The sequence below is a fragment of the Microbacterium sp. 18062 genome (assembly GCF_902706225.1).
In the GTDB taxonomy this organism is placed as follows: domain Bacteria; phylum Actinomycetota; class Actinomycetes; order Actinomycetales; family Microbacteriaceae; genus Microbacterium.
In genome coordinates this window covers 171,730-193,904 of sequence record NZ_CACSKB010000001.1, presented here as the reverse complement: position 1 = coordinate 193,904, position 22,175 = coordinate 171,730, and the positions used below count along the sequence as shown (strand labels likewise).

15 protein-coding genes are annotated in these 22,175 nt (G+C 66.7%); 3 read left to right on the top strand and 12 right to left on the bottom strand.

All coding sequences use genetic code 11. The annotated features are described in order from the left end of the window. Positions 1–29 precede the first annotated feature (29 nt). Entirely contained in the window at positions 30–608 is a 579-nt protein-coding gene (locus tag GVL03_RS00895; RefSeq protein ID WP_159498534.1) for a hypothetical protein, read from the bottom strand. Between the two features lie 144 nt (positions 609–752). Between GVL03_RS00895 and GVL03_RS00890 the strand changes: the two genes are divergently transcribed. Continuing rightward, positions 753–1,133, top strand: coding sequence for a metalloregulator ArsR/SmtB family transcription factor (locus GVL03_RS00890; RefSeq protein ID WP_159498532.1), 381 nt, complete (start codon positions 753–755; stop codon positions 1,131–1,133). Next, positions 1,130–2,362 carry an MFS transporter gene (locus tag GVL03_RS00885; protein ID WP_159498530.1) on the top strand — a complete coding sequence of 411 codons (1,233 nt, stop codon included), beginning with the start codon at positions 1,130–1,132 and terminating at the stop codon, positions 2,360–2,362. The genes GVL03_RS00890 and GVL03_RS00885 overlap by 4 nt, the downstream gene beginning before the upstream one ends. 46 nt (positions 2,363–2,408) lie before the next feature. Here the strand turns inward: GVL03_RS00885 and GVL03_RS00880 are convergent, their stop codons facing one another. From GVL03_RS00880 to GVL03_RS00865, 4 genes are all read right to left on the bottom strand, one after another. Next, positions 2,409–5,612, bottom strand: coding sequence for a lamin tail domain-containing protein (locus GVL03_RS00880; protein ID WP_235037964.1), 3,204 nt, complete (start codon positions 5,610–5,612; stop codon positions 2,409–2,411). Positions 5,613–5,905: 293 nt separating this feature from the next. Further along, the gene (locus GVL03_RS22185; RefSeq protein ID WP_235037963.1) at positions 5,906–6,358 is read right to left on the bottom strand and encodes a TetR/AcrR family transcriptional regulator; all 453 of its coding nucleotides are present in this window, start codon (positions 6,356–6,358) and stop codon (positions 5,906–5,908) included. 591 nt (positions 6,359–6,949) lie between these two features. Then, entirely contained in the window at positions 6,950–7,810 is an 861-nt protein-coding gene (locus tag GVL03_RS00870) for a nucleotidyl transferase AbiEii/AbiGii toxin family protein (protein ID WP_235037962.1), read from the bottom strand. Between the two features lie 95 nt (positions 7,811–7,905). Then, positions 7,906–8,496 (bottom strand): type IV toxin-antitoxin system AbiEi family antitoxin domain-containing protein, encoded by a 591-nt coding sequence (locus GVL03_RS00865; RefSeq protein ID WP_159498524.1) that lies wholly within the window; start codon positions 8,494–8,496, stop codon positions 7,906–7,908. A 653-nt stretch (positions 8,497–9,149) separates the two neighbouring features. On the opposite strand from GVL03_RS00865, the gene GVL03_RS00855 reads away from it, so the two are divergent. Further along, positions 9,150–11,051, top strand: a complete 1,902-nt coding sequence (locus tag GVL03_RS00855; RefSeq protein ID WP_159498520.1) for a hypothetical protein — start codon at positions 9,150–9,152, stop codon at positions 11,049–11,051. Between the two features lie 9 nt (positions 11,052–11,060). Here the strand turns inward: GVL03_RS00855 and GVL03_RS00850 are convergent, their stop codons facing one another. The 7 genes from GVL03_RS00850 to GVL03_RS00820 form a co-directional block, all read right to left on the bottom strand. After that, the gene (locus GVL03_RS00850) at positions 11,061–14,393 is read right to left on the bottom strand and encodes a Swt1 family HEPN domain-containing protein (protein ID WP_235037961.1); all 3,333 of its coding nucleotides are present in this window, start codon (positions 14,391–14,393) and stop codon (positions 11,061–11,063) included. An 816-nt stretch (positions 14,394–15,209) separates the two neighbouring features. Beyond that, a complete protein-coding gene (locus GVL03_RS00845; protein ID WP_159498516.1) occupies positions 15,210–16,136 on the bottom strand; it encodes a hypothetical protein in 927 nt (308 codons plus the stop codon). Continuing rightward, a complete protein-coding gene (locus tag GVL03_RS00840; protein ID WP_159498514.1) occupies positions 16,129–16,842 on the bottom strand; it encodes a hypothetical protein in 714 nt (237 codons plus the stop codon). The genes GVL03_RS00845 and GVL03_RS00840 overlap by 8 nt, the downstream gene beginning before the upstream one ends. A gap of 116 nt (positions 16,843–16,958) precedes the next feature. After that, positions 16,959–19,730, bottom strand: a complete 2,772-nt coding sequence (locus GVL03_RS00835; RefSeq protein WP_159498512.1) for a DUF1156 domain-containing protein — start codon at positions 19,728–19,730, stop codon at positions 16,959–16,961. 100 nt (positions 19,731–19,830) lie between these two features. Then, complete coding sequence (locus tag GVL03_RS00830) at positions 19,831–20,331, bottom strand: hypothetical protein (RefSeq protein WP_159498510.1); 501 nt, start codon at positions 20,329–20,331, stop codon at positions 19,831–19,833. Further along, positions 20,328–20,894, bottom strand: coding sequence for a hypothetical protein (locus GVL03_RS00825; RefSeq protein ID WP_159498508.1), 567 nt, complete (start codon positions 20,892–20,894; stop codon positions 20,328–20,330). The genes GVL03_RS00830 and GVL03_RS00825 overlap by 4 nt, the downstream gene beginning before the upstream one ends. Then, on the bottom strand, positions 20,894–21,949 hold the full coding sequence (locus tag GVL03_RS00820; RefSeq protein WP_159498506.1) for a nucleotidyltransferase: 1,056 nt from the start codon (positions 21,947–21,949) through the stop codon (positions 20,894–20,896). The genes GVL03_RS00825 and GVL03_RS00820 overlap by 1 nt, the downstream gene beginning before the upstream one ends. Between the last annotated feature and the right edge of the window lie 226 nt (positions 21,950–22,175).

Sequence of the window (22,175 nt, the reverse complement as noted above, 5' to 3'; positions counted from 1 at the left end):
CCGGCGGCGCTCGACGACGCGAGCGCGGGTCATCCGTCCCGCGGACGCGTTGCGCAGGCGATGCCTGCGTTCCAGCCCGGCGCTCTTCCGCCTGCGGGCGGGGCGAACCGGGACGCGTCGACTCCGCTGGTGGTGAGCAGCCAGGAGACGACGGAGTTCGAGTTCCACATATCGCCGGAGCGCGGCACGTCGCGTCCCCAGGTGAGCGTCGGGACGGCCGCGACGCGATCGAGGAGGGCGTGCACGTCCTCGGCGCCGAGAGGGATCGAGACCGGCGAATCGATCGCGTATCCGCGATCGGGAAGGATGCCGTCGGGCCAGCAGCGGATCTCGTATCGGAAGAACCGCGATCGGCCCAGGAGACGGAGCCCGACCGGGCCGACGGCGACGACCCCGCGGGGTCCGGCGGGCTGCCCCCACGCCGGCGTCATCTCGATCAGGTGCCGGCCGCCGTCGACGAACACTTCCAGGGCGGCGTGGAACAGCGGCTGCGGCGGCCGGTGCTCGAGACGGGCGAGGATGCGCTCCCACCATCGGCTGGTGTGCACGACCACGTGCCCGCCGGCTCCGACCGGCAACCACCACAGGTCCGCCCGGCTCTCGGTCATGGCATGCTCGTCACCGTGCCGGCGACGGCCAGATCCCACGACGAGAACCCCACCTCCGCAGGCTACCGAGCACCGCGGCGTGTTCGCGCCGACAGCCGGCCGGCACGGGTGGAGATCAGGCCGTCGTGATGAGAGTATCTGCGTATGCATGCAGATACGAAGTATGGGCTGACGGTCGAGAGCCCCTACGTGGAACTCGCGGTCGAGGTGTTCTCGATGCTCGCAGACGCGACGAGGGTGCGGATCATCCTCGCGCTTCGGGACACGGAGCTGTCGGTGAACCATCTGGCCGACATCGTGGACAAGTCACCGGCCGCGGTCTCCCAGCATCTGGCGAAACTGCGACTGGCTCGGATCGTGGTGACCCGACAGGACCGGCAGCGGGTGTTCTACCGACTCGCGAACGAGCACGCCCGCCAGCTCGTCGCCGACGCGATCTTCCAGGCTCAGCACACCGTCGACGCCGACCCGGCGCACCACCGCGAGGAGTCCCCCACGACGGTGGCCGCGCGCGACCGCCCGTGATCGAGGTCCTGCGCAACGGCGCGTATGCGAGGCTGTTCTCCGCGCAGGTCGTCGCCCTGCTCGGCACCGGACTGCTCACCATCGCCCTCGGACTGCTCGCGTTCGACATCGCCGGCGGCGACGCGGGGGTCGTGCTCGGCACGGCGCTGACGATCAAGATGGTCGCCTACGTCGCCGTCGCCCCCATCGTCTCCGCGGTCACCGGGAACGTCCCGCGGAAGGCGCTGCTGGTGACCGCCGACGTGCTGCGCGCGGGCGTCGCGGTGAGCCTCCCGTTCGTCACCGAGGCGTGGCAGATCTACGTCCTGATCTTCATCCTCCAGTCCGCCTCCGCCACCTTCACCCCGGCGTTCCAGGCCGTCATCCCCGAGATCCTCCCTGACGAACGCCAGTACACCCGCGCCCTGTCGCTGTCGCGTCTCGCCTACGATCTGGAGTCCCTGGCCAGCCCGGTCCTGGCGGCGGCGCTGCTCACGGTGATCGGCTACCACGACCTGTTCATCGGCACCGTGATCGGCTTCACGGGCTCCGCGCTGCTGGTGCTCGCCACCCGGTTCCCGCCGATCCGCCCCGCCCCGCCCCGTCCGTTCCTCGAACGCCTCACCCGCGGCATCCGCGTGTTCTGGCGAGTACGAGAGCTGCGGGGCCTGCTCGCGATGAACCTCATCGTGGCGACCGCCGGCGCGATGGTCATCGTCAACACCGTGGTCCTCGTCCAGGGCGATCTCGGGCGTCCGCAGACCGACGTCGCGCTGCTGCTCGGCGCCTACGGGGCCGGGTCGATGGTCGTGGCCCTCGTCCTGCCGGCCGTGCTCGACGCGCTCCCGGACCGAACGGTGATGCTCGCCGGCGCCGCCGCCCTGCCGGTCACCCTCGTCGCCGCAGGCGTCACAGCGGGTCTGGAGCCGACCACCGGGACGTGGACCGGACTCGTCGTCGTCTGGCTGGTGCTGGGCGCGGCGACCTCGCTCATCCTCACCCCCTCGGCGCGCCTGCTGCGCCGAGGGGGTGAGGAGAGCGACCGGCCCGCGGTGTTCGCCGCGCAGTTCTCGCTCTCCCACGCCTGCTTCATCCTCACCTATCCGGCCGCAGGGGTCCTCGGCACCCTCCTCGGCCTCTCCGCCACCGCACTCGTCCTCGCCGCCGTCGGAGCGATCGCCGCCCTCATGACGTGCCTGGCCTGGCCCCGGGGCTCGGCTGCGGCGACGCACCCGGCGTCCGTCCCGTAGCCGTCCACCGAGGGGGCCGTGCGGATGACGTCCGCCCCACGTCGCGTCAGGCTCCGCGGCGACGCGCCGTCAGCAGGATGCCGGCCGCGAGCATCCCCACCGCGAGGATCCCCAGCCCGATCGACGGCACCCCGCCCGTGGCGGGCAGACGCACGTCGGTGCCGCCGGCGCCGGCGGCACCACCGGCGCCGGGCCGGGCCGGGTTCGTCGGCGTCGTCGTGTCCACCGGGTTCGTCGGGTCCACCGGATCCACGACCGTCGCAAGCGTCCCGGTCCGCAGTGCCCCGGGTCGGATGCCGTCGGCGAACCACCAGGCGGCACGATGCCCATCGACCGTGAAGCTCGCCGGCGCGATGGCGAACCCCTCGTTGTTGAGATCGGGCATTCCGGCCGGGCGCGCCACGTGGGTGACGGCCGGATCGGCATCCGCGCCGAAGACGATGCGCGCGGCCGTTCCGCCGCAACCGTCGTCGCACACGGCCCACAGCACGCCCTCGGTCACGTCGTAGTCCAGAGCCATCACTCCGCCGAGGCCCGAAGCGACCTCCGCGACGATGTCGGCCGTGCCGTCCTCGCGCAATGCGACGGCGAACACACGACCGTCGTCCTCGATCGCGACGAAGAACAGGCCGTCGCCGTGACCGGGGTAGGCGGCCGGGTCGTAGGCCGTGCCGCCCGCCGCGAGGACGCGACCGGCGAGGTCCGCGTCGGGGACCCACTCGACCGCCTCCATGCCGACGTTCGCGCCGACCTGCGGCAGGAGCGCGGTCAGGTCCCATTCCGTCGTCGCGATGACATCGGTGCCCGGGGCGCCCGGATCGACCTTCAGGACGATGTTCTGGTTGACGCCCTTCGCGTTGTTGTCACGCTCGGAGGCGATGTACACCCAGCCGTCGTCGTCGACCGTGATGCCCTCGGCGTCCGGACCCGCGGCCCCGGCGTCACCGGCATCCTTCTGGAACCGGGCACGCCTGCCCAGCTCCCACCCCTCGGCGAAGCCCACCGAGCCGTCGGCGGATGCCACGAGCTTCCAGAAGCGACCCGTCCCATTGTCGACGGCCCACAGGAACACGCCGTCAGCGGTCTCCTGCACGTCGAGGCCCGAACTGTCCTCGAGGAACATCGCGGCCTCGTCCACGACGCGCACGGACCCGGAGCCCGGCCAGGTCTCCACGACGATGTCGCCGACGCAGACGTTCGCGGCGCTCTTGGTGGACTCGGCCGTCTCTGCGAAGGTCCCCGTCGTGTCGGGGCAGCGCCCCCACGTCGTCGCAGCGTGCGCGGTCCAGGTCGTCGAGTCCACGAGCACGTCGCCCTCGAAGACCCGCACGCTGTCGCCGGAGCCGAGGCCGAAGCCCAGCTGCGCCTCCTCGATCACGTGGTGACCGCCGGCGGCGATCGTCGTCCCGGCGGGGATCTCATAGCCGTGGGAATCATCGTCGTCGCGTACGACCAGACCCGACACGTCCAGCACGCCGGTCGTCGGGTTCACCAGCTCCACCCAGTCGCCGGGCTCGCCCCCGCTGGATTCGACCTCGTTGACGCGCACCGGGCTGCCGCACGCGTTGCGCAGGCTCTTGGTAGAGATCGCGACGTCGGCGAAGTCGCCGATGCCGTCCGGACAGCGCGCCCAGACGCCGTCGGCGTGCGCGGCGTAGACGTGCTCGTCGACGGCGATCCCCTGCGCGTCCCGCAGGGTGACGGTGTCTCCGTTGCCCAGTCCGAACGAGAACTCACCCGGCTGGTCGAACACGAACAGGCCCCCCGGCTCGATCGTCGTGCCCTTCGGGAGCGGGAACGTCTCGGCGGCGTGACCGATCGGGTCGTTGTCCACCACCGTCCACCCCGAGACGTCCACGACGCTGTCGGAGAGGTTGATGACCTCCACCCAGTCGGTCGCGTCGCCGTTGGACTCGATCTCGTTGATCGCGATCTCCGGCAGCACGCAGCTGTTGGTCGCCCCGGGCGTCGCATACGACAGACGGAACTCGCCCTGTCCGTCGGGGCAGCGCGACAGGGTCGCCGCTGCCACGTCGCCGTCAATCGCGGCGTGCGTCGTCCACGGCAGCGTGTCGTCGATGAGCGCGCCGGTCGGGTCGAACAGACGGATGCGGTCGGCGCCGCCGATGCCGATCGGATCGCGGAATGCCGTCTCCAGCCCATCGACGAAGCCGACCGAGGCCTCGTCGACGACGAGGTAACCGCCCGCGGGGATGACGCTACCCGCACGGAACGTCCAACGGTGGTCGTCGGAGTTGTCACGGATCTCGTACCCGGAGACGTCGAACGCCTCGGTGCCCGGGTTGTGGAACTCGATCCAGTCGGCCGGCTGCGAGTCGACCTCGTTGATGACGACCGAGCCCACGACGCTCTCGGGCTCGCAGTCGTTGGCCGCACCGGGGGTCGCCGCGGTCGCGTGCGCCCACTCGCCGGTGCCGTCCGGGCAGCGCGCCCACACGGCGATCGGTGCCGTGTTCTCGTAGGCGTAGCTGTCCACCTCGCCTCCGGCAGCGTCGTAGAGCACGACCTCGTCGCTCTTGCCGAGGCCGAACGAGAAGTCGACGTCGGTCACGAGCACGACGAACTCGCCCGGGGGGATCGTGGCCGCGGGTACGTCGCCGAAGCGGTCACGCTTATCGTCCGAGATACGCCATCCGGTGACATCGGCCGGCTCGGTCCCCGCGTTGTAGATCTCGACGCGGTCGGTGAATCCCGAGACCTCGTCGTAGACGATCTCGTTGAGCACGACGGCGGAGTCCGGCACAGACGGTGTCGGGAAGACGTTGGTGGCGCCCTTGGTCGGCTCGCCGGTCGGTGCCCATGCGCCCGCGTCGTCGACTCCCCAGGTGGTGGGGGCGTGCGCCGTCCAGGACTGCTCGTCCGCGAGCGCTCCCTCGGGCGTGAACAGCCGCACGCTGTCGTCCTTGCCCAGCCCGAAGTCGAAGTCGCCGATGCCGGAGACGAGTTCGTCCAGCACGAGGAATCCGCCGGCCTCGATCACCGAGCCCTCGGGGAACGCGTAGACATGGTCGTCCTCCGCGTCCGTGACGACATGGCCGTCGAGCACGACGCTCTCGGACGTCGGGTTGAAGAGCTCGATCCAGTCCCCCGGCCGACCGCCCGACGACTCGACTTCGTTGATGCGCACACCGGTCTCGGCGGCCAGGGCCGTCGTGGGAACGGCAACCGCGCCGGCGGCGGCGATCGCGCAGACGGTGAGTGCCGCAAGAGTGCGACGTGGTCGGAACATGGGGCTCCTCGGAGTCGAATCGGGAGCCTCATCCAATCGACGCCGCGTGACCGGTCGATGACCGATCGGAGGCCAACGGGTGAACCGTCGGGATGCGAGACGCTACCGTGGGCGCACGTCGGCCGGCACGAGGTTCTCGACGACGGGTCGCAGTCCCGCTCGCTCTCGCAATGACACTCCGCTACAGATGCCGCGAGTCGGTCACCCGACGTCGCCGCTATCGACCTCTTCGAAGAGCGCCTCATCTGACGAGCCGACGGACGGCAGCGCTGAGGGTCCTGTCAGTGCCGACTTCAGCCCGTGGCCAGACGCTGCGTGATCTGCCGGACGAGGACGACGGGATCCTCCGGTAGTGGCAGGGCATCGGTCAGCCAGAGACTGGCGGGGCCGTGCACGATTGCGAACGCTGCGTAGGAGTCGGCCTTCGCATCGCTGCTGTCCGCCGCATCGTCTGTTGCGGTCGTGGACAACAGTGTCCAGGCGCGTTGGCGCGCGAGCGCGAGTTCTTCGCTGGAATCGTTGAGTAGTCGCGGTCGCCACATCACCGCGTCGTGCCCGGGATGCGCGAGCGCCCAGGTCACGTACGCGACCCCCATCTCCCCGAGATCATCCGTGTGTGCCGACAACGCTTCGTTCAGTCCCGCGAAGCCTTCCGCCGCGAGGGCGGTGAGCAGCCCCTGCCGCGTGCCGAAATGGTGCACGGGCGCGGAGTGCGACACGCCGCTGCGGCGTGCGAGCTCTCGCAAGGAAATCGCCTCCGGATCGGCTTCTGCAGACGACGCTGGTCGGGACCGCTGATGTCGATCCCTGCTTGCATCGTGAGATGTCGGACAGCGAGCGCTCCAGCACCTGCCGGGCGAGCACCTCTGATGGGGAAGATCCACCCCCGTCTTGGGAGGATCCTCCCGTCCCGGGGCGAGTCTTCGCGAGCGTGTTCGGGGGCCTGCTGGACATGGCCGTGGAGACGAAATGCCGGGAGATCGTGCAAGAAAGGATCTCCAGCGCTGAGCTACGACGCTCCACCGACGAGCGTCCGCTCGCTGGAGCAACGCATTCGCAACCTTGAAGGCGATGAGGGTCTCGCATCGCGGAATCTCGCCGGAATCAAAGCTGGGGTACCTGGACTCGAACCAAGAACAACTGAGAGCCGCCTGGCCCGTCCGCGCGAAGCCCCGAATCAGTGGAGTTCCCCGTAATTTCAAGGATCTCATGGGGTCGATTCTACCGCGGGCTACCGACAGCTACGCAGTGATTCGGGCTGATTTGCGCCACTCGGGAGGGTTCTTGGTCACCAATCTGGTCACCAGATCGGATAGGGCCAGATCCGACGAAAGCCGTCACAGGTCGGTCTTACCTGTAGTGGATTCTGTCGGCTCGGACGGCGTGACGGGCGCAGTGCTCCAGCTCCGTTCGGCGGGGCTCCAGACGGCTTTGCCGTCGAGCCCGTCCAGCACCGGGTCGACGAAGTCGGCAGCCGCAGCAACGGTGTCGGAGAACCTCTCCGGCAGACTCGCGCCCGCCTCGCCGAGCCCCTTCCGGTAGGCGACATAGGTCGAGTTTCGCAGCACTGCGAGCCCCTCGGTGGCCTGCGCTAACGGAATCAACGTGGTCCCGCGGAAAGTTGCGGTCGCCGTGAGCGCGTCACGCAGTTCCCCGCACTGGAGAGCCTGTGTGCCGGTCAAGAGGTGGATGTCCGCGAAGTCACGCACGCGCGTGTTCGCTCGTCCCAGTTCGATCGCGGTGACGAGTTTCTCTGCGAGTACCGTCTCGATCGGGTAGCCCAGGATGCGGATCGGCGGAGCGTCCGGCCGCAGCGACGGCAGCTCAACTGTTCGCGGGGCCGGAGTGACGGGGTCGCCGAAGTTGATGTCAAGCCGCAGCTTGACCTGCGCTGTTGCGAGCTGTGCCGTCATCGTCACCCGCACGCCGGAATACAGCGCGTCGTCACGAATCACCGCAGTGGTGACTGTGTCGGACAGGAACTCCACGCCGTCGTCTGGGTCTTCGATCGCGGCAATCTCGGCCACACGACGGGCCACGGTCTCTTGATCAGAGGCCATGTTACGAGCGAGGGCGTCGGCGTCGACCGTGGGACGGCGGGTGCCGAAGGAAGCGAGCAGCATCCCGCCCTTCAGGATGAAGTCCTCGGCGTACGGTGAGCGCGACATACGCGACAGCCATCGCTCGACGATGTACATCGTGAGCAGCTCCTGCGTGCCACGCTTTTGGCGACGAGCCTGATTCTGCAGGTCGAGGTACGCGCGCCCTGCGGCGCTCTCTCGCGTGGGGCGACTCATCGGGCACTCGCAACATCGAGCGCAGCACGCATCGGCCCGAACGTCCCCAGCGCCTGCGCGTAGTCCAGCAGCAGTGCCGGTTTCGAGTTCGGTGCTGCCAGATATCGGTGAAGCGCGGCATGCGCAATCGGCTCACCAAGGCGTCTCCGAAATCTCATGAGATCCACCACCGTCCTCGCCGCATCGTAGATGCGCACGGGCTCCCCCGGCCCCGCCTCGAACGCGGTCAAACCAAGTTCGAACGTGGCCTCATCGAAGCGAAACACCGTCACAGGCGGGTAAGTGATCGCCGGCGTATGCGACCGTTTGGGAACCGCGATCTGCACCAACGCCGGCATCTCGTCCGTCAGGTCATGGATCGCTGCCGCCGAGACGCAGCACACGATCGCGCGAGGAGCGCGGTGCGCCACTGCGATCATGTCGGGGTACGACGCCGGGGGCGCGTCTGCTCGACGGAAGACCCCGCGCGAGAGTTCGATGATCCTCCCGCCATCTCGCCACGCATACAGGTCTCGCGGATGCACACCGTGCGCCCGCGAGGTCTCCGTCGTGAACGTCGACGGGAGCGACTCATCCAACTCCTTCATGGACACAATCCTCGCACAAACCGCTCAAGTATGTGCGGTTTTTATCCACACCTGGTCACGCGTTCTTCCCACTCTGGTGACCAACCTCGGGATGAAGCCCCCTCCACGTGTCGATGTCCTACTCGCCGATCACGCGTCGCCGGAACGCATCATCGACCAGGGCTTCCCACCGCTCTAGCGGGTGAGGTCCTCATCAGACACGCAGCCTGGTTCTCAAGCTCCGTCTACTCCGGCAGCGTGCGCTGTACGCGGCAGTGCGTGCCCACTCGTACCCTTGGCGGACTGAACTGGCCGGGGCCGAGCAGATTGAGCACGGATTCGCAGTCCAGGAACACGCCTTCCCCAGCCAGGACGACGGCAATCGCCGACTCGGTGAACGGGATCGTCGGTACGTCGCGGTGGGTGTAGACAACCTGCCGTGTCCGCGGAGCGCATCACAGGCGGCGAGCTTCCGCACGTCGACGGCGGGCACACCCGCGTCCTCGGCCTCGGCGAGCGACCCGACCACTGTCGCTGTCGCTGTCGCTGTCGCTGTCGCTGTCGCTGTCGCTGTCGCTGTCGAACGATACCGTCGTAGTGTCTCCCGTACAGCAGCTGACTTCACTGCCAGTCTGGACTAACACAGGTGTTAATAGAGATCGCGGAGAGAACGTATGCCACTGCCTTACCGCACATTGCTGCACCTTGGTGACGGGTCCAACGCGATCAACGTCGCCAAGCAGGAACTCGAACGATGGCTCACGGATCGAAGTAAGGTGGATCCGAGTCGCCGAGCGGGCTTCCTTACTGGGTCATTCTTCGAGCCCGGGCTCCACGAACTCAGCTCTAGCGCAACTCTGGCTGTTGCGCTGCGCGACGAACGCAGCGGACGTCAGAGCGCGGGGTTCCGTTTTCTGGAGCAGACCCCGAACGGCCACTATCAAGTTGAGATCATCGCAATCAATGAACCGGGTGACGGCCGCGATGGCATTCTTCTCGTAAATGGAACCCGCCTCGATGCTCCGGATGCCGACGGGCAGGTCGACCCACCGGGTTTCATCACGACCCTGCTCGGCCGCGGAGCTGTATACGACAGCCGCGCACTGGTCACCGAACAGCCTCGTCTGGTCGACACCGATGATGTCGCCGAACTCGTTGAAGCCATCCTCGATCCCAAGCGATCTGTCTCCGTCATCGTCGGCCATGTGTTCGATCCTCAGGTACATGCCAGTTACATCGGCATTGTCGATGCGCTTACCTCGAAAGTTCGCGGTGTCTCCTCGGTCGCTGTTCTAAAGCAGTCCGCCTTCGACGCATTCAACGATGCGATGCCGGAGGGATTTGGCCTTGAACCAGGACGCATCCGGACCTACCTGGCGCAGGTAGACCCGACGCTGCCGAGCGAGCCGCGCCGTCATCGCATTCTGAGCCCAGAACGACTATCCCGAGCACTCCGGCGTGGACGCCTGCCGAAAAGCTCGCCGCTTGTCAGCGTATTCGCTGCTGAGACCCGGAAGCCGATGCTCATAGCCGAAGTGCCTAATCGCGTTCGGAGGGTACAAGTCGATTTAGTCGATGCGCTCGACGCGCTTGTTCGAGAGGAAGCGATTGGGCGCACCGTTACCACTCAACGCACTGTAGACGCTGCCCAGCCGCCCGCGACCAACTACGAACCCGGGGTCGACAGCGTGCCGGCGACGACCTCAGCACCCCGCACACTGTTCGACCGGCTACGCAAGTTCGTCCAGCGTTGGGTTGGTCCCGATAACGCGGTTACCGAAGAGGCACTAGATCTCATCGACGAGCACCTCGAGTCTGCTGAGGTCCGCACCTCTAGGCTCGACGACGAACTCCGACAAGTCCAACGTCGAATGCACATTCTTCATGATGCAAACGAGGAGCTGCAACGTCACCTCGATCGAAGAGACGGCGAAGTCGCCGACGCTGAGGCGACTACGGCTCGTTTACAGAACGAGGTTCTCCGCTTGCGGCGACGCTTTGTCGAACTAGATCGAGCAGCGGATGCGTATGCGAGCGGTGATGCGCTCTGGGACTCGCCACCCGACGACCTCACCGCACTCGGAATCTGGCTGTCTTCCGATGACAATGACCACGCACGGGCAATCCGCAGATACGTACAGATGGACGAGCGGGCGCTGGATCCGATCGACGATCTCGAGCGCCAGCATGCCGCGTCTCTCTACCTCACGCGGTGTTGGGAGTTCACGCATGCGCTCTACGACTACGCGCGATGCGTCAGTACGGGTGAGTTTCGCGGCTCCGTGAACGAGTACTTACTCAGCAGTGAACACGCTGGGTACAAAGTCACGCCCAAACGCCATGCAGGTGGGGAATCGAAGCTCACGATGGATCAGTTCGGTGACGAGCGCGTCCTACCAGTATCTGTGAGTCTTGACCCCCGAGGAGTCGTCGAGATGACTGCTCACTTCAAGATCGACCAGCAGAACACCATCGCACCACGCATGTACTACTTCAATGACTCTGCGAACAGCGGGCGGATTTACATAGGGTACATCGGTAAGCACAAGTCGAACACGAAGACAAGCAGCGCGTAGTCGCCCGCTCTACTCCACCTCGAACTCGTTGGTGGTGAACTTCAGGGTGCTGGCGTTCTCGCGGATGGTGCGGAGCTGCTGCTCGTTGAAGCCGTCGGGGTGAACGGCGTCGATGGAGAGCGAGATGGTGAGCTTCGCGCCGGACGCGGCGAGGTTGGCGAGCACTTCGGTGGCGATCTTGGCGAAGTCCGCCGAGTAGCGTTCTGCGTTGATCGGTGCGCTGCCGACGTACCGGGTCGTCGCAGCCTTCTTCACGGGCGCGGGCGCGGCCGTCGTCGCTCCCCCCGGCACGGCTGCGGGTGCTCCAGCGATCGGTGCATCCGTGCCCGGCTCGGGCGCGGCGCTGCCCGAGGTGGCGGCCACGTCCTCGGCGCGCTGCGCTTCGGCCGGTGCCGGCTTGACGATGAGGGTGACGTCGGTGACCGGCGCGCGTCCGGTGTCGCCGGGCAGCCAGAGTCCTCGGTATCGCTCGGTTGCTTCGTCGTAGCCGTCGGCGAGGGCGAAGCTCTCGCTCTGCCAGAGCAGCGGCTGGTTGTCGATGGCGTCGACGAGCACCTCGCGGGAGCGCAGGCGCGGCATGTATGGGTACTGCGCGTAGAGGCTCCAGAGGTCGCCGACGGCGATGTGCCCGGCCGACCATGCGGCGGGCACCTTCGTGTCGAGTGCGAGCCGGATCGAGCGGGCGGCGTGCTGGGTCGAGTAGGCGCCCGCGCTGCCGAGCTTCTTGGCGACGCGGTCGGCAAGCGAGCCTGCCTGCCCGTCGGCCTTGCCCTCTTCCAGCTCGAACGGCGAGCCGGGATCGGGAGCCACAGGGTTCAGCACCCACTGGTAGGTCAGCGCCAGCCGGTCGTCTACTGTGCGCCCGAACTGATCGCGCTTGTCGGTGGCCTGCGCGAGCTGCTGAGGCGTCAGGTTCAGCTCGTTCGCCTTCTCCGCGATCTCCTTCCACGCCAGGAACGACCGCGCGGCCCGGTCGAGTTCGGCCAGGCGCTCCTCATCGGGCGCGAGGAACACGACCATGTTGCGGTTCGCACGGTTCGCGGTGCCGCGCCGCTCGGTCGCGGCTCGCGCGAAGTCGTGCGCGGGCGAGTCGCCCTTCTTGCGGCGGTGCGGGAACTTCGGGTGCAGGATGACGAGCCGGGCCTGGTCGGTGTCAGGGATGTCGCCCGAGTCGGTCGGGCCGACGTGGACACCCGCGAAGTCCGAACGGGCGCGCTCCTCGCCGCGCAGCCGCCTCACGATCTCGGCCCATACGTCCTCGGGGTGCAGCGCGTCGGCGGCGTCCTTCGCACGGCGGGTGATGTTGGCCTGGGTGTCATACCAGTGCTTGCCCGCTGACGAGTAGTAATAGGTCGTGCGGTCGCCGAGCTGGGTCAGCGCGGAGTGGAAGTTGCCGACGACATCGCCGGGGACGGCTGTACCGATGAACACCCGCTGCGTGTCGATGCCCTTGTGCGCGGTGCCGATGGTCGGCGCCGCGCCGAAGAACACGGTGCGCGCCAGCCGCTTGGTCACCGACCGCTGGCCGAGCACCGGCTTGTCGCTGTCAATGCGAGCAGGCTCGGAGTTGGTCCCGTCCACATCGGCGTCGATGACGGCCTTCCACGAGTCCTGGAGGTACTGCGTCAGCTCGGCGTTCACCGAGGCGACCGACAGCGGGATCGAGCCGGGCAGGATGAGCGGCCCCTGGTCTTCGCCGACCCACAGTGCATGGATGACGGCGTTCATCAGTCGCAGCACGCCGCGGGTGCGCTGGAACCGCTCCAACGATGACCAGTCCTCGTAGAGCCTGTCGAACAGCTCAGGATGCAGCGGGTAGGTCTGCTGGATGCGTCGCCCGTACTGCGGGTCGCGCGCCTCCTTCGGGAACTCACCCGCATTGGCCTGGTAAAAGTCGCTGAACGCCTTCGCGGTCGCCGCGATCTGCGCGAGCGCCTGCGCGTCCTCCGACTCGAACAGGCGCTGTTTCACGATCCGGTACGCCTCGTCGCTGGAGGCCGGACGCCACTGGTCAGCAACACGTCGCACGACGTTCTGGAGGCGCTTCAGGGCCTCCATGCCGTTCGACCCGCCGACTTCCTCGGCGGCGCCCGCAACCTCACCCCGGTCGTCGCCGTCGTGCGAGGCCGGGATCGAGATCGCCAGCAGCACACCGGGAATCGACTTCGCCGCCTCCGTCAGCGACTGCGCGAACGTGAACTGCGTGTCGAAGGTGCCGCCCGCGAGATCCTCGCGCCCGTAGAGCTGCCGGGCATAGGCCACCCACTCGTCAATCAGGATCACCGCGGGCGCGTACTTCGCCAGCAGGACGTGCAGGTCGCCGCCGGGGTTGGTGCGCTTCTCGTCGTGCTCCCGCACGATCTCATACGCCTCGCGCCCGCCGAGCTGCCAGGCCAGCTCGCCCCACAGCGTGTTCACGCGGGTGCCGTCGTCCTTGGTCTCGCCCTGCGGTGCGAAGTGGTTGCCGACGAGCGCCACCCGGCTCGCAGTGATGCCCTCCGACGGATAGCCGTTGGCCGTCAGCAGCTCCTGCGCCTCCTGCGGGAACTTGGCGAGCGGAAGACCGCCGGCCAGGTGCCACAGTGCGAGCATCGAGTGCGACTTGCCGCCACCGAAGTTGGTCTGGAGGTTCACCACGGGCGAGGCGTTCGTGTTCCCGGCCAGACGCTTGACCGCGCGGCCGATGAGGTCGCGCAGCCCCTCCGTGAGGTAGGTGCGGGCGAAGAACTGCGCCGGGTCGGAATACTCCCCGCTCGTCGCCGCGGGGTCGCGGGCTACCTTGTAGAGGTCGGCCGCGAACTCGCTCGACTGGAAGTTGCCCGTCGCCACCTCGTCGCGCGGCTTCAACACCTGCCGCCACGGAGCCAGCCCCGACGCGCCGGGCACCACCGTCGACGACTTCAGCGCCCGCGAGTCCTGCTTGCCCGTGGCGATGCGGCGTAGGTCGAGGCGGATCGCGTCCACCTTGTCGGCCGCATACGCCTGTCCCACCGCGGCCAGCAATAGCCGTGCGTAGTCGAGCGCCCGCAGCGCCGCGTCGTCATCAAAGGAGGCGTTGTGCGCCCACTGGTTCCGCGTCTCGCGCAGCAAGCTCGCATACGCCTCGTGCTCGCGCGTGACGACGCCCTTGAACGGGTACCAGCCCTTCTTCACACGACCCGTGAGGCCCTCCGTCAGCATCCGAAGCTGCACGGCAGGGTCTTCCCGGCTGTATGCCTTGTCGGTAATGCCCTTCTCCTCGTCAGCGAGCTTGACCACCAGCGCCCAATCGGAGTCCCCGATCTGCGGCTCCAGCACCTCCGCGATGAACGGGTCGAGCGCCTCCGCAAGGATCTCGAACATCCGCCCGATGCGGTCACGATTTGATGTCGCCACTAGAAAGCCTCCTGACTTCCCAGGCTACCTGGGGCCTGCGACAACCACAGCGGCCGACAACGCCGTGAACGCTGGTCAGTCTTCGACGCTGAAGATTGATCGGTCCAGTGGCTTCAACGACAGATCAGATCGCGCTGCCGCGATAAGGGCTCCGATTGCTCTCGCCCGCTCAGGATTTGGTGGGGACGCGCCACGGCCTCCCCATGAGCGTTGACGCTGGTCCGAGAGTTTGAGGCACTGGAACATGGCGGCAACGACCCCCTTGCTTCCAACAAGCTGTGTCTGGCTGTACGCACGCCACATCTCTGCGCGAAGTCGCCGGATATCATCATCGAGTGCGGCGATCTCAGGTGCAGTCCGACCAAGCGTCTTGGCGAGACCGTCGCGTGTAGCAAACGCTCGCCATCGGTCACTGTCAGCGGACAGATAGCCCGTGTACGCAGCGACTCTCTCAGCGCGGGCCAACTTCTTTCGTTCCCAATAGCTGGTGATCAAAGCGGTGATGACCGTAGCGATGACTGCAGCTATCGCGGTTGAACTCACCCAACCCAACAAGGTGCCCAGATCGAGCGCAGCACCACCTTGATCCACAATGGGGGAAGGCGAAGGTGTCATCCTGCGCATCCGTCTGAAACGGGAAAGACGCTAGTGCTCACTGGCTCACCTTTCACCGTACTTGGGCGTTCGCCCAGTACCTTCGGGCATACAGAAATCCGCTTCGCTCGAACAGGCTTCCCAGAATCGAGACTATATTAGGCAGCGAACGCCGCCCCACCCGTAGGACTACGAGTTCGGCCCGGCGACGTGCGCGCGAGCGCTTTCGGCACGCTCGTCGGTATCGGGGTGATAGACCCAGCCTGTCTCGGCCGACCAGCGGAATATGTCGAGCCCGTTCGCGAGCCAGAGGTCGGTGACACCCTCAATCGGCGTGAACGTGCCCCAGGTGAAGAGACTCGGCGACAGCGCGAGTAGGTCACCGTTCTCGCCGTTCGCGGCGACGGGGAGATACAAGTGGCTCCGGCGAGCATTGAGCGTCGCCTTCTCGGCGCGCAGCTTCTCGATGTGTCGAACGATGTTGCCGTCGGTAGCGAGGTACTCGGAGAGCCGCTCCAGGTAGGGCGTCTCGGGGCGCTCGGCGATCTCTGCGTTGGCGCTGCTGAAGTGGACCCCGGGAGGTCTCTCATCGCTGAACGGCCAGGCACTCAGCCCTGGCCCCAGCTCCACGGTTCCCGCCTCCGGGTCGGCGCTCCCGAGCACCTCCGCCCAGGCTGACGCCCGCCGCTGAAGGTCGCGCTGGTTCGGCGGGAGCTCGACGAACCGCTCGAACTCAAGTCCCCAGGAGTGGGCTCCGTTGTACGCCGCGTTGACGGCAGGAACGATGCGATCGCTCATCGTCCTGAGCCGCCGGATGAACTCCGCGTCTGTCGTCTGCATGACTTCGGCGACCTCCAGGTAGTCGCCCTCCCCCTGCAGGACAAGGTCGACCAGCCGCTGGCCTGCCTCGGCACCGTCGCGCGGTTCCGGCCAAAGCCCGGTGTGCGCGGCGAGTGCCCATGCCGCACCGAGCTCACCGGAGCGTAGCCCGGTGAGCGACTTGAGGTGGGCGTCGAGACTTTGGATGCGCGATTCGTCTCCGAAGGCCCGCAAGCCGTCCGGGAACGACCGGCCGACAGGGCACCAGCCTTTCAGTAGGTTGCGAGGCTCAGTCATCGAGACTGACCGCCGTTGACTGCTGACCGTCCTCTGAGTGTTCGGGAGCAGGCTCGTACTCCTTTTCCTCTCCGTCCGAGCCGTAGCGAGCAAGAAAGTCCTCCTTGGTGAGGAGCATGACCTCAGCGACAAAGGCCGGGCTCGGTGGGAGGACTCCTCCTGTGATCGTCCGCGTCAGGCGTCGACCCCACGCGAAGACGTCGAGAGCCCAAAGCCCTTCGAGAAGCTCGGTCATGCTGCGGAGAGCGCCCCGCCGCTGCGTCAGGGAGTCGATCTCGTTCGCAATCTCTCCCCAGTCCTTTATCGCGTCGAGAAACTCGTCTCCGGCATCAACGCGGTCAGTCGCATGGATGTCATCGATTGGAATGAGGTTGAAGAATCCGGCACCGGCGACGGTGTTCCACACCTGAGTGCCAGACAGCAGAGGTGTAAACGGGATCGAGTCTTCGTCGTCTCCACGGACTACCTTGATCGGCTGAAAACCCGGCACTCCGTCGAGCCGATCCTCTGCCCAACGCTCGTGCGCGCTCTTGATCTCGCGTAGACGGTCAGCGGGGTAGACATCAGGTTGATCGTCAACCCGCTTGTGATCCTCCGGGCATAGAAGGATGAGATTTGGGTAGGCATCGATAGCGTCCCGCGGGCCAGCGGCACCTCGAGGCCCTGCTTCGCTTTGCGCGATGATGTGCGCCTCGACACCGAGCACGACCCCACCTAGGTGCGGCGACTCAGCCTGCGCTGTGAGCGGCCGCTTGCACATTGCACACCGATTGTGAGCCCGTCCCCAGAGGAGCTTTCGGTCTGCGTCGCGTATCGCCATCGCTACTCGTCGAGCGCGTCGAAGTCGAGCGTCGCCGCGGTGCTCACTGGGGCAGCAGTCCGTCCGGAGTCGAGCAGCTCCGACCAGGACGTAGCGATGCCGTTGAACGAGATGGCGTCCTTCGTCCAACCGTTCTTCTCGGCTACCTGGAACACCAGGTAGGCCAGCTCCTTCACGAGGTCGAGGTCGACCGCGCCGTCGGATCGGCGGCTCGCGTCGTGCAGGAACGCTCCCGCGGCCGGGATGCCCTTCGACTCCTGGATGCGGATCGTGTGCTGGAGTGCCTCCCACGCGGACGTGTGCTGGTCGGAGGTCACGTCGTAGTCGTCCGGTAGATCGGTTGGACGGTAGAGCTGCACCTTGCCCGCGCGGGCACTCAGGATGCCGCCGCGCTCCATCGCCGAGACCGCCGTTGCGCGCGCTCGTGCCAAGTTCTCAGCGTCGCCGAATGCCCCCGCGTCGTAGCCGTTACTGCGGTACCAGGCGATGGCAAAACGGGTGGTCGGGTCGAAGTCACCCTCCTGCTCGGTCAGCAGCTCGTCCAGCACCTCGTTGATGCGCGCGAGTGCCGAGCGCACTGCCATCTCCGAGCCATCGGACTCAATCACATTTGCGTACCGCGAGAACACCGCCATGCCTGGCCCAATGGCGGACTGCGGAAGATCAACCGGCGCGATCCCCCCTTGCTGCAACTCACGCAGCGCCGGGCCAAGTTCGCGCTTCATGGCTGCGATGAATCCACGACGGTCAGTCACTGGTGCATCGTCCGGACGCGGGCGTAGTGACAAGACGACCGAGGAGGCCAGCGCGTTGGTGTTCAGTCCGACTGCCCGGCCAGTCCGCTCTGAGCGGATCGGCCAGGTTGCGGTGATTTGCCACCCGGCTCGGACCATGCTGGCAAGAATTGTCTCCCAGCCCGTCGAAGCCTCTCCTGACTCATCATCCTCTGACTGCTTGAAGGCATAATAGACCGTGATCGGGAACTCGTTTCCCGCCACGCTGCGGGCGCGCTCAAAGACATGCTCGAAGCCTGCTTCAAAGAACGTGCGTGCGCCGTCTCTTCCGCCATGCCGGTATGGGTTGGCGACCAACTCCTCCGCCTTCGGGACAAGGATTGTGGAGAGCAAGTCGGGATGCACTTCCTGCAGGCTTCGACGCAGCCAGACATAGAAAAAATCCGACAGATCCGAGTAACCGATGTTGTCGTAGTACGGAGGATCAGTGGAGACCACATATCCGGTGTAGTCGGCGGTGGCTGCATCTTGCTGCCGAGCCACCCCAACCGGCGAACTCCACGTCCGTATCGAGTTGGCGGCAGCCTCGACGGTTCCCGTGATTGAGATTGCTCCGAATGGATTGACTTCGGCGAAGTCCCAGGCCATCGGAATCGCCTGCCGGGAGAAGAGCGCACGAACGTTCTGATTGGTCGCGTTCCAAGAACAAAGGGCATTTGACATGTCCGCGTACCGTGAGACAGCAAGACCCAGGTATGTGGCCACGGCGTCGGCGTAAGCCGTTGCACCCCCACCGCCCTCCGCGAGAGGCTCTCCTTCGGGAAGTCCCGCGGCCAGCGCGTCCGCTCTCACCTGTGCTCGTGCGTCAGCTACTAGGTCACTCAAAGTTGCCAGAGCGAGCGACTGGCGCGTGGAGAACAGGTCGACGTACTGGTCCATGCCATAGGCGCGCACTCGGAAGCTGAGCGCCTGGTCAGGTATGTCGCCTGGCGGAAGGTCCGACGGACGGTTGACGAGAGCCGCTGCTTCCTGCGTCTCGTCCGCGGCAACGTACACTCTCGCCCGATCGCCCTCCGCCACCGTCGCCATTAGTTGAGAGCCGATCCGGCCCGATTGGCCTTCCGCTCGGATGTAAGCAAGGCCAACGGGCGTCTGGCAGGAGATGCAAACAGCCCCTGTGCGACCAACCGTGCCGTCTTCGGACGGCACGGACTTGGCATCGTTCGAGACCGAAAACACCGCACGGCCGTCCAAGACTCCAGGAACCAGGATCGCTTCCTTTCCCCTTCGCTTGCTCAGCCACCACGTCCGCACAAGCGGGAGATCGATGCCACAAGCGGGGTTAGGGCACCTGACAGTTCGAGCCCAGATCCAAGCAACAGCGGTCGCTTCACCGCCCTGCGGCAACGCAACCTTGGGATACGCCGCCGCGAGACGCTGCTCGGCCTCATCCCGAAGCCACGCTCCGTAGTGCCGCATGTCCTCCGCGAGACCAGTTGCATCTGGCCAGGTGTTCCGCGTACCCGCCAGTCCGGGATGAATAGGCTCGATACCCTCGAAACGAGGCGGAATCTCAATCAACGCTCGATTGATGAGAACAGCAACCGGGTTCAGGTCACTCGCATGCGCCTCCAACCCAAGACGTTGAGCCTCCAGTGGAATAGTTCCGCCGCCCGCGAAGGGGTCAAGAATTTTGGGAGGAGCCCCTGCAAACTGCTTGGAAAGCTCTGCTCGCACCTCATCAAGAAGACGCGGGTCATTGGACGACTCCCACACCACCATGCGCTTGATGAGGTTGTGGAGACGTTCTCTCTCCACGCGCTGGGCGGACTCGGTCGGGAACAAGTCTGGTGAGGAAGAAGGATCGTCGATGAGCTGCGCGAAGAGCACCGCTCGCGCGGCCACGAGCGGACGCCGCGCCCACCAGATATGCAGTGAACGCGGATGATCTCGCGTGAAGGGCTGCTTCTCGCGCGCCGACTGCTTGTTGATTTCGTCGAGCGGGATCGAGACCTCGATCAGCTTGCGCTTGACTGCCACTGGGTTCCTCTCGGGTGCGCTCTCGCGCCTGGTAACTGCGACTTTCGAGCCTACCTGCGGGGTCGGACGAGGCCGGGAGGCGACGGTTCGTGGCGGGTGCTCACGGGTGATCCTTCATCACGGCGAGCACTACCGAGCGCGAGGCGTCGGCGCGAGGATGCGGGTACGCCACCACGAGCGGCACGTCGCGGTCGCGGCGAGTCGGACGCGCCTTCCATGCGGCGCTCATCTGCGGCCCCGCCTCCGCCTTCGCCGCCGTGACCAGCGCGGCGTAGGCGTCGAGCACCTTGGGGGCGATGAGCGCGAGATGGGCCGTGTAGAAGTCGAGGCGGGACTGGATCTCGCTGACGTGCGCGGTGAGCGCGAACCGATCCGCCGCGGTGCCCGACCGTCGGCGAACACGGTAAGGCGCTTCGAGGTAGTCGCTGACGGCCTGGAGCGCGCCCGCGTATGCCTCCGCGCGGCGCGAACGCGCGTGCTGGCGGCGCTCGTGGAGGAAGCCGAGCGCGACGATCCCCGCGGCGAGGATCGCGGCAGCGATGGTGGCGACCCCGTCCCAGGTGATCGGCGCGGGCGGAAAGAGCGAGAGGAGCCAGTTCACGCTGCTCGCCTCCGATCAGCAGGGAACCCATGCTCTGCCTGCGGCGCGATCCACTCTCCGGTGTCGCGGTAGACATCCTCGAAGAAGAGGTGATCCGCGGCGAGCGACAGCAGCGTGCGTAGCCCGTTCTGCGCCGTCCAGCGGCGCTGTACCGGATCGCGTGGGAAGTAGAGGCAGAGGGAACCGTCCGCGAAGCGATGTGGTGCCTCATCCAACTGTCCCGCATAGACGGACGGGAAGTTCCGGCCGTCGAGCAGCCGCAGCTCGCCCGGATACCAGCGCGTCGGTCGGAAGACGACGGTGACGGCGACGCGCTCGGTTCGCCCTTGGACGTCGATTCCTTCGTGCCGGTACACCCGAGCTGGTTCCTCGGCGTAGCCGAGCGGGAGTCGGCCCAGCGGTACGACACGGCCGCAGTCCATCCGCACCGCGGCAGCATCGCCATACGTCAGCATCCGGGAAGCGCGCCGGACGCTGAGGTGCCGACCGAGGGAGCCGAATGCGTCGGCGTCGAACGGCCCGTACCACTCGGGGTCGTCGCCGTACCACGGCCCCCGAGACATCAGCAGGACCAGGAGCGGGTGTTGATGCGGTCGGCGAGCGCCGTCGTCGACGAGGTCGCCGCGACGCGCGCCGGTGCGGAGAAGGTCTTGGCTTTGAAGCGCGCTGCCTCCGCAGCCCGGACTGCGGACTGGTCGGGTCGCGGCATCATCTCCTCGTCGGCGAAGAACTTCGCGAGCTCGTTGAGTGCGAGGATCGGATACCCCTCGTCCTCCAGCATGAGCGCACGGTCGAAGATCGCCTTGGCTTCCTTGAACTCCGCGATCACCTGGGTCATCGTGAACTTCTCGTTGATCTTGATCGGCCCGGCGACGCCAGCGGGATCGGGGGTCTCGCCGATGCTGAGCTGCTCGATGGCGTGGTTCAGCCAGGTGCTGATGTAGTCCGTCATGGTCACCGGCCCGGTGATGCAGCCGAGCGCGAGGGCCTTGATGTTCCAGGAGCAGATCGGCCGGTCGTGCTTGCGGTTCCAGTGCTTCATCAGCCGGGTGCCGCGCGCAAACGTCGAGCGGCTGACGGCGTTCGCCTCCCTGACCATGTCCGTGTGGCGCTCGGGGTGGCTGCGGTCCCAGGTGCGGTAGTTCGGGATGTAGAGCCCGGCTCCCGTGCGGTTGTCGATCGCGGTGATGACATCGGCGGTGAAGTCGTCCTGTCCGGGGGTCACCGGGTCGCCGAACCGGACCAGAATCGAGCGACGGCGGTTGAGGTGCTCCACCCGCAGCTTCGGGTACTCGTCCTTCAGCTCGCGCCGGATCGCTTCGGCCGCGCGCTCCTGGAGTGCGCCGGGGCCACGCAGCCCCGGCCCGTAGAGTCCATCGGGGTCGGGGATGACGATGCCGAGGTCGACGTCGGTCAGCGGGTTGAGCGCGTCGCCGTGGGCGATGCTGCCGTTGACGTAGGTGCGCCCGCCGAACTCGCGCTTGAGGGCTGCGGCGAGTGCGTCTCGCCGTCGCCGTGCCTCGGCGAGTTCCTTGGGGGTGACCTGGATGCGCGAGCGCGCTTCGTTGAGCGCGTGCTCCACGGTGCTGGTGCGGGTCGGGATGTCCAAGAGCGTCATCGTCGGCTCCTTTCTGCCGAATTCGGGTCCGGCGGTCGGGGGCCTCGCTGCTCGACATTCGGCGTGTCCGTTTGGGCACATTGCCGCTTGTCTCGCTAGAGTCGGGTGAACTTTCCAGGTTCCGCCCTCGTCCGCGAGGCCCGAGAACGCCGCCGGTTGCACCCGGCGGCGTTTTGGGTAGTAGATCAACGTATGGCTGGCCTACGACCCCGGGCGCGCGACACGC

What these genes read in the sequence shown, in the direction of transcription:
- GVL03_RS00865 (WP_159498524.1), bottom strand. Translation starts at nt 8,496, where the DNA reads ATGAAGGAGTTGGATGAGTCGCTCCCGTCGACGTTCACGACGGAGACC.
- GVL03_RS00890 (WP_159498532.1), top strand. Translation starts at nt 753, where the DNA reads ATGCATGCAGATACGAAGTATGGGCTGACGGTCGAGAGCCCCTACGTG.
- GVL03_RS00880 (WP_235037964.1), bottom strand. Translation starts at nt 5,612, where the DNA reads ATGTTCCGACCACGTCGCACTCTTGCGGCACTCACCGTCTGCGCGATC.
- GVL03_RS00895 (WP_159498534.1), bottom strand. Translation starts at nt 608, where the DNA reads ATGACCGAGAGCCGGGCGGACCTGTGGTGGTTGCCGGTCGGAGCCGGC.
- GVL03_RS00870 (WP_235037962.1), bottom strand. Translation starts at nt 7,810, where the DNA reads ATGTACATCGTCGAGCGATGGCTGTCGCGTATGTCGCGCTCACCGTAC.
- GVL03_RS00850 (WP_235037961.1), bottom strand. Translation starts at nt 14,393, where the DNA reads ATGTTCGAGATCCTTGCGGAGGCGCTCGACCCGTTCATCGCGGAGGTG.
- GVL03_RS00855 (WP_159498520.1), top strand. Translation starts at nt 9,150, where the DNA reads ATGCCACTGCCTTACCGCACATTGCTGCACCTTGGTGACGGGTCCAAC.
- GVL03_RS00820 (WP_159498506.1), bottom strand. Translation starts at nt 21,949, where the DNA reads ATGACGCTCTTGGACATCCCGACCCGCACCAGCACCGTGGAGCACGCG.
- GVL03_RS00825 (WP_159498508.1), bottom strand. Translation starts at nt 20,894, where the DNA reads ATGTCTCGGGGGCCGTGGTACGGCGACGACCCCGAGTGGTACGGGCCG.
- GVL03_RS00845 (WP_159498516.1), bottom strand. Translation starts at nt 16,136, where the DNA reads ATGACTGAGCCTCGCAACCTACTGAAAGGCTGGTGCCCTGTCGGCCGG.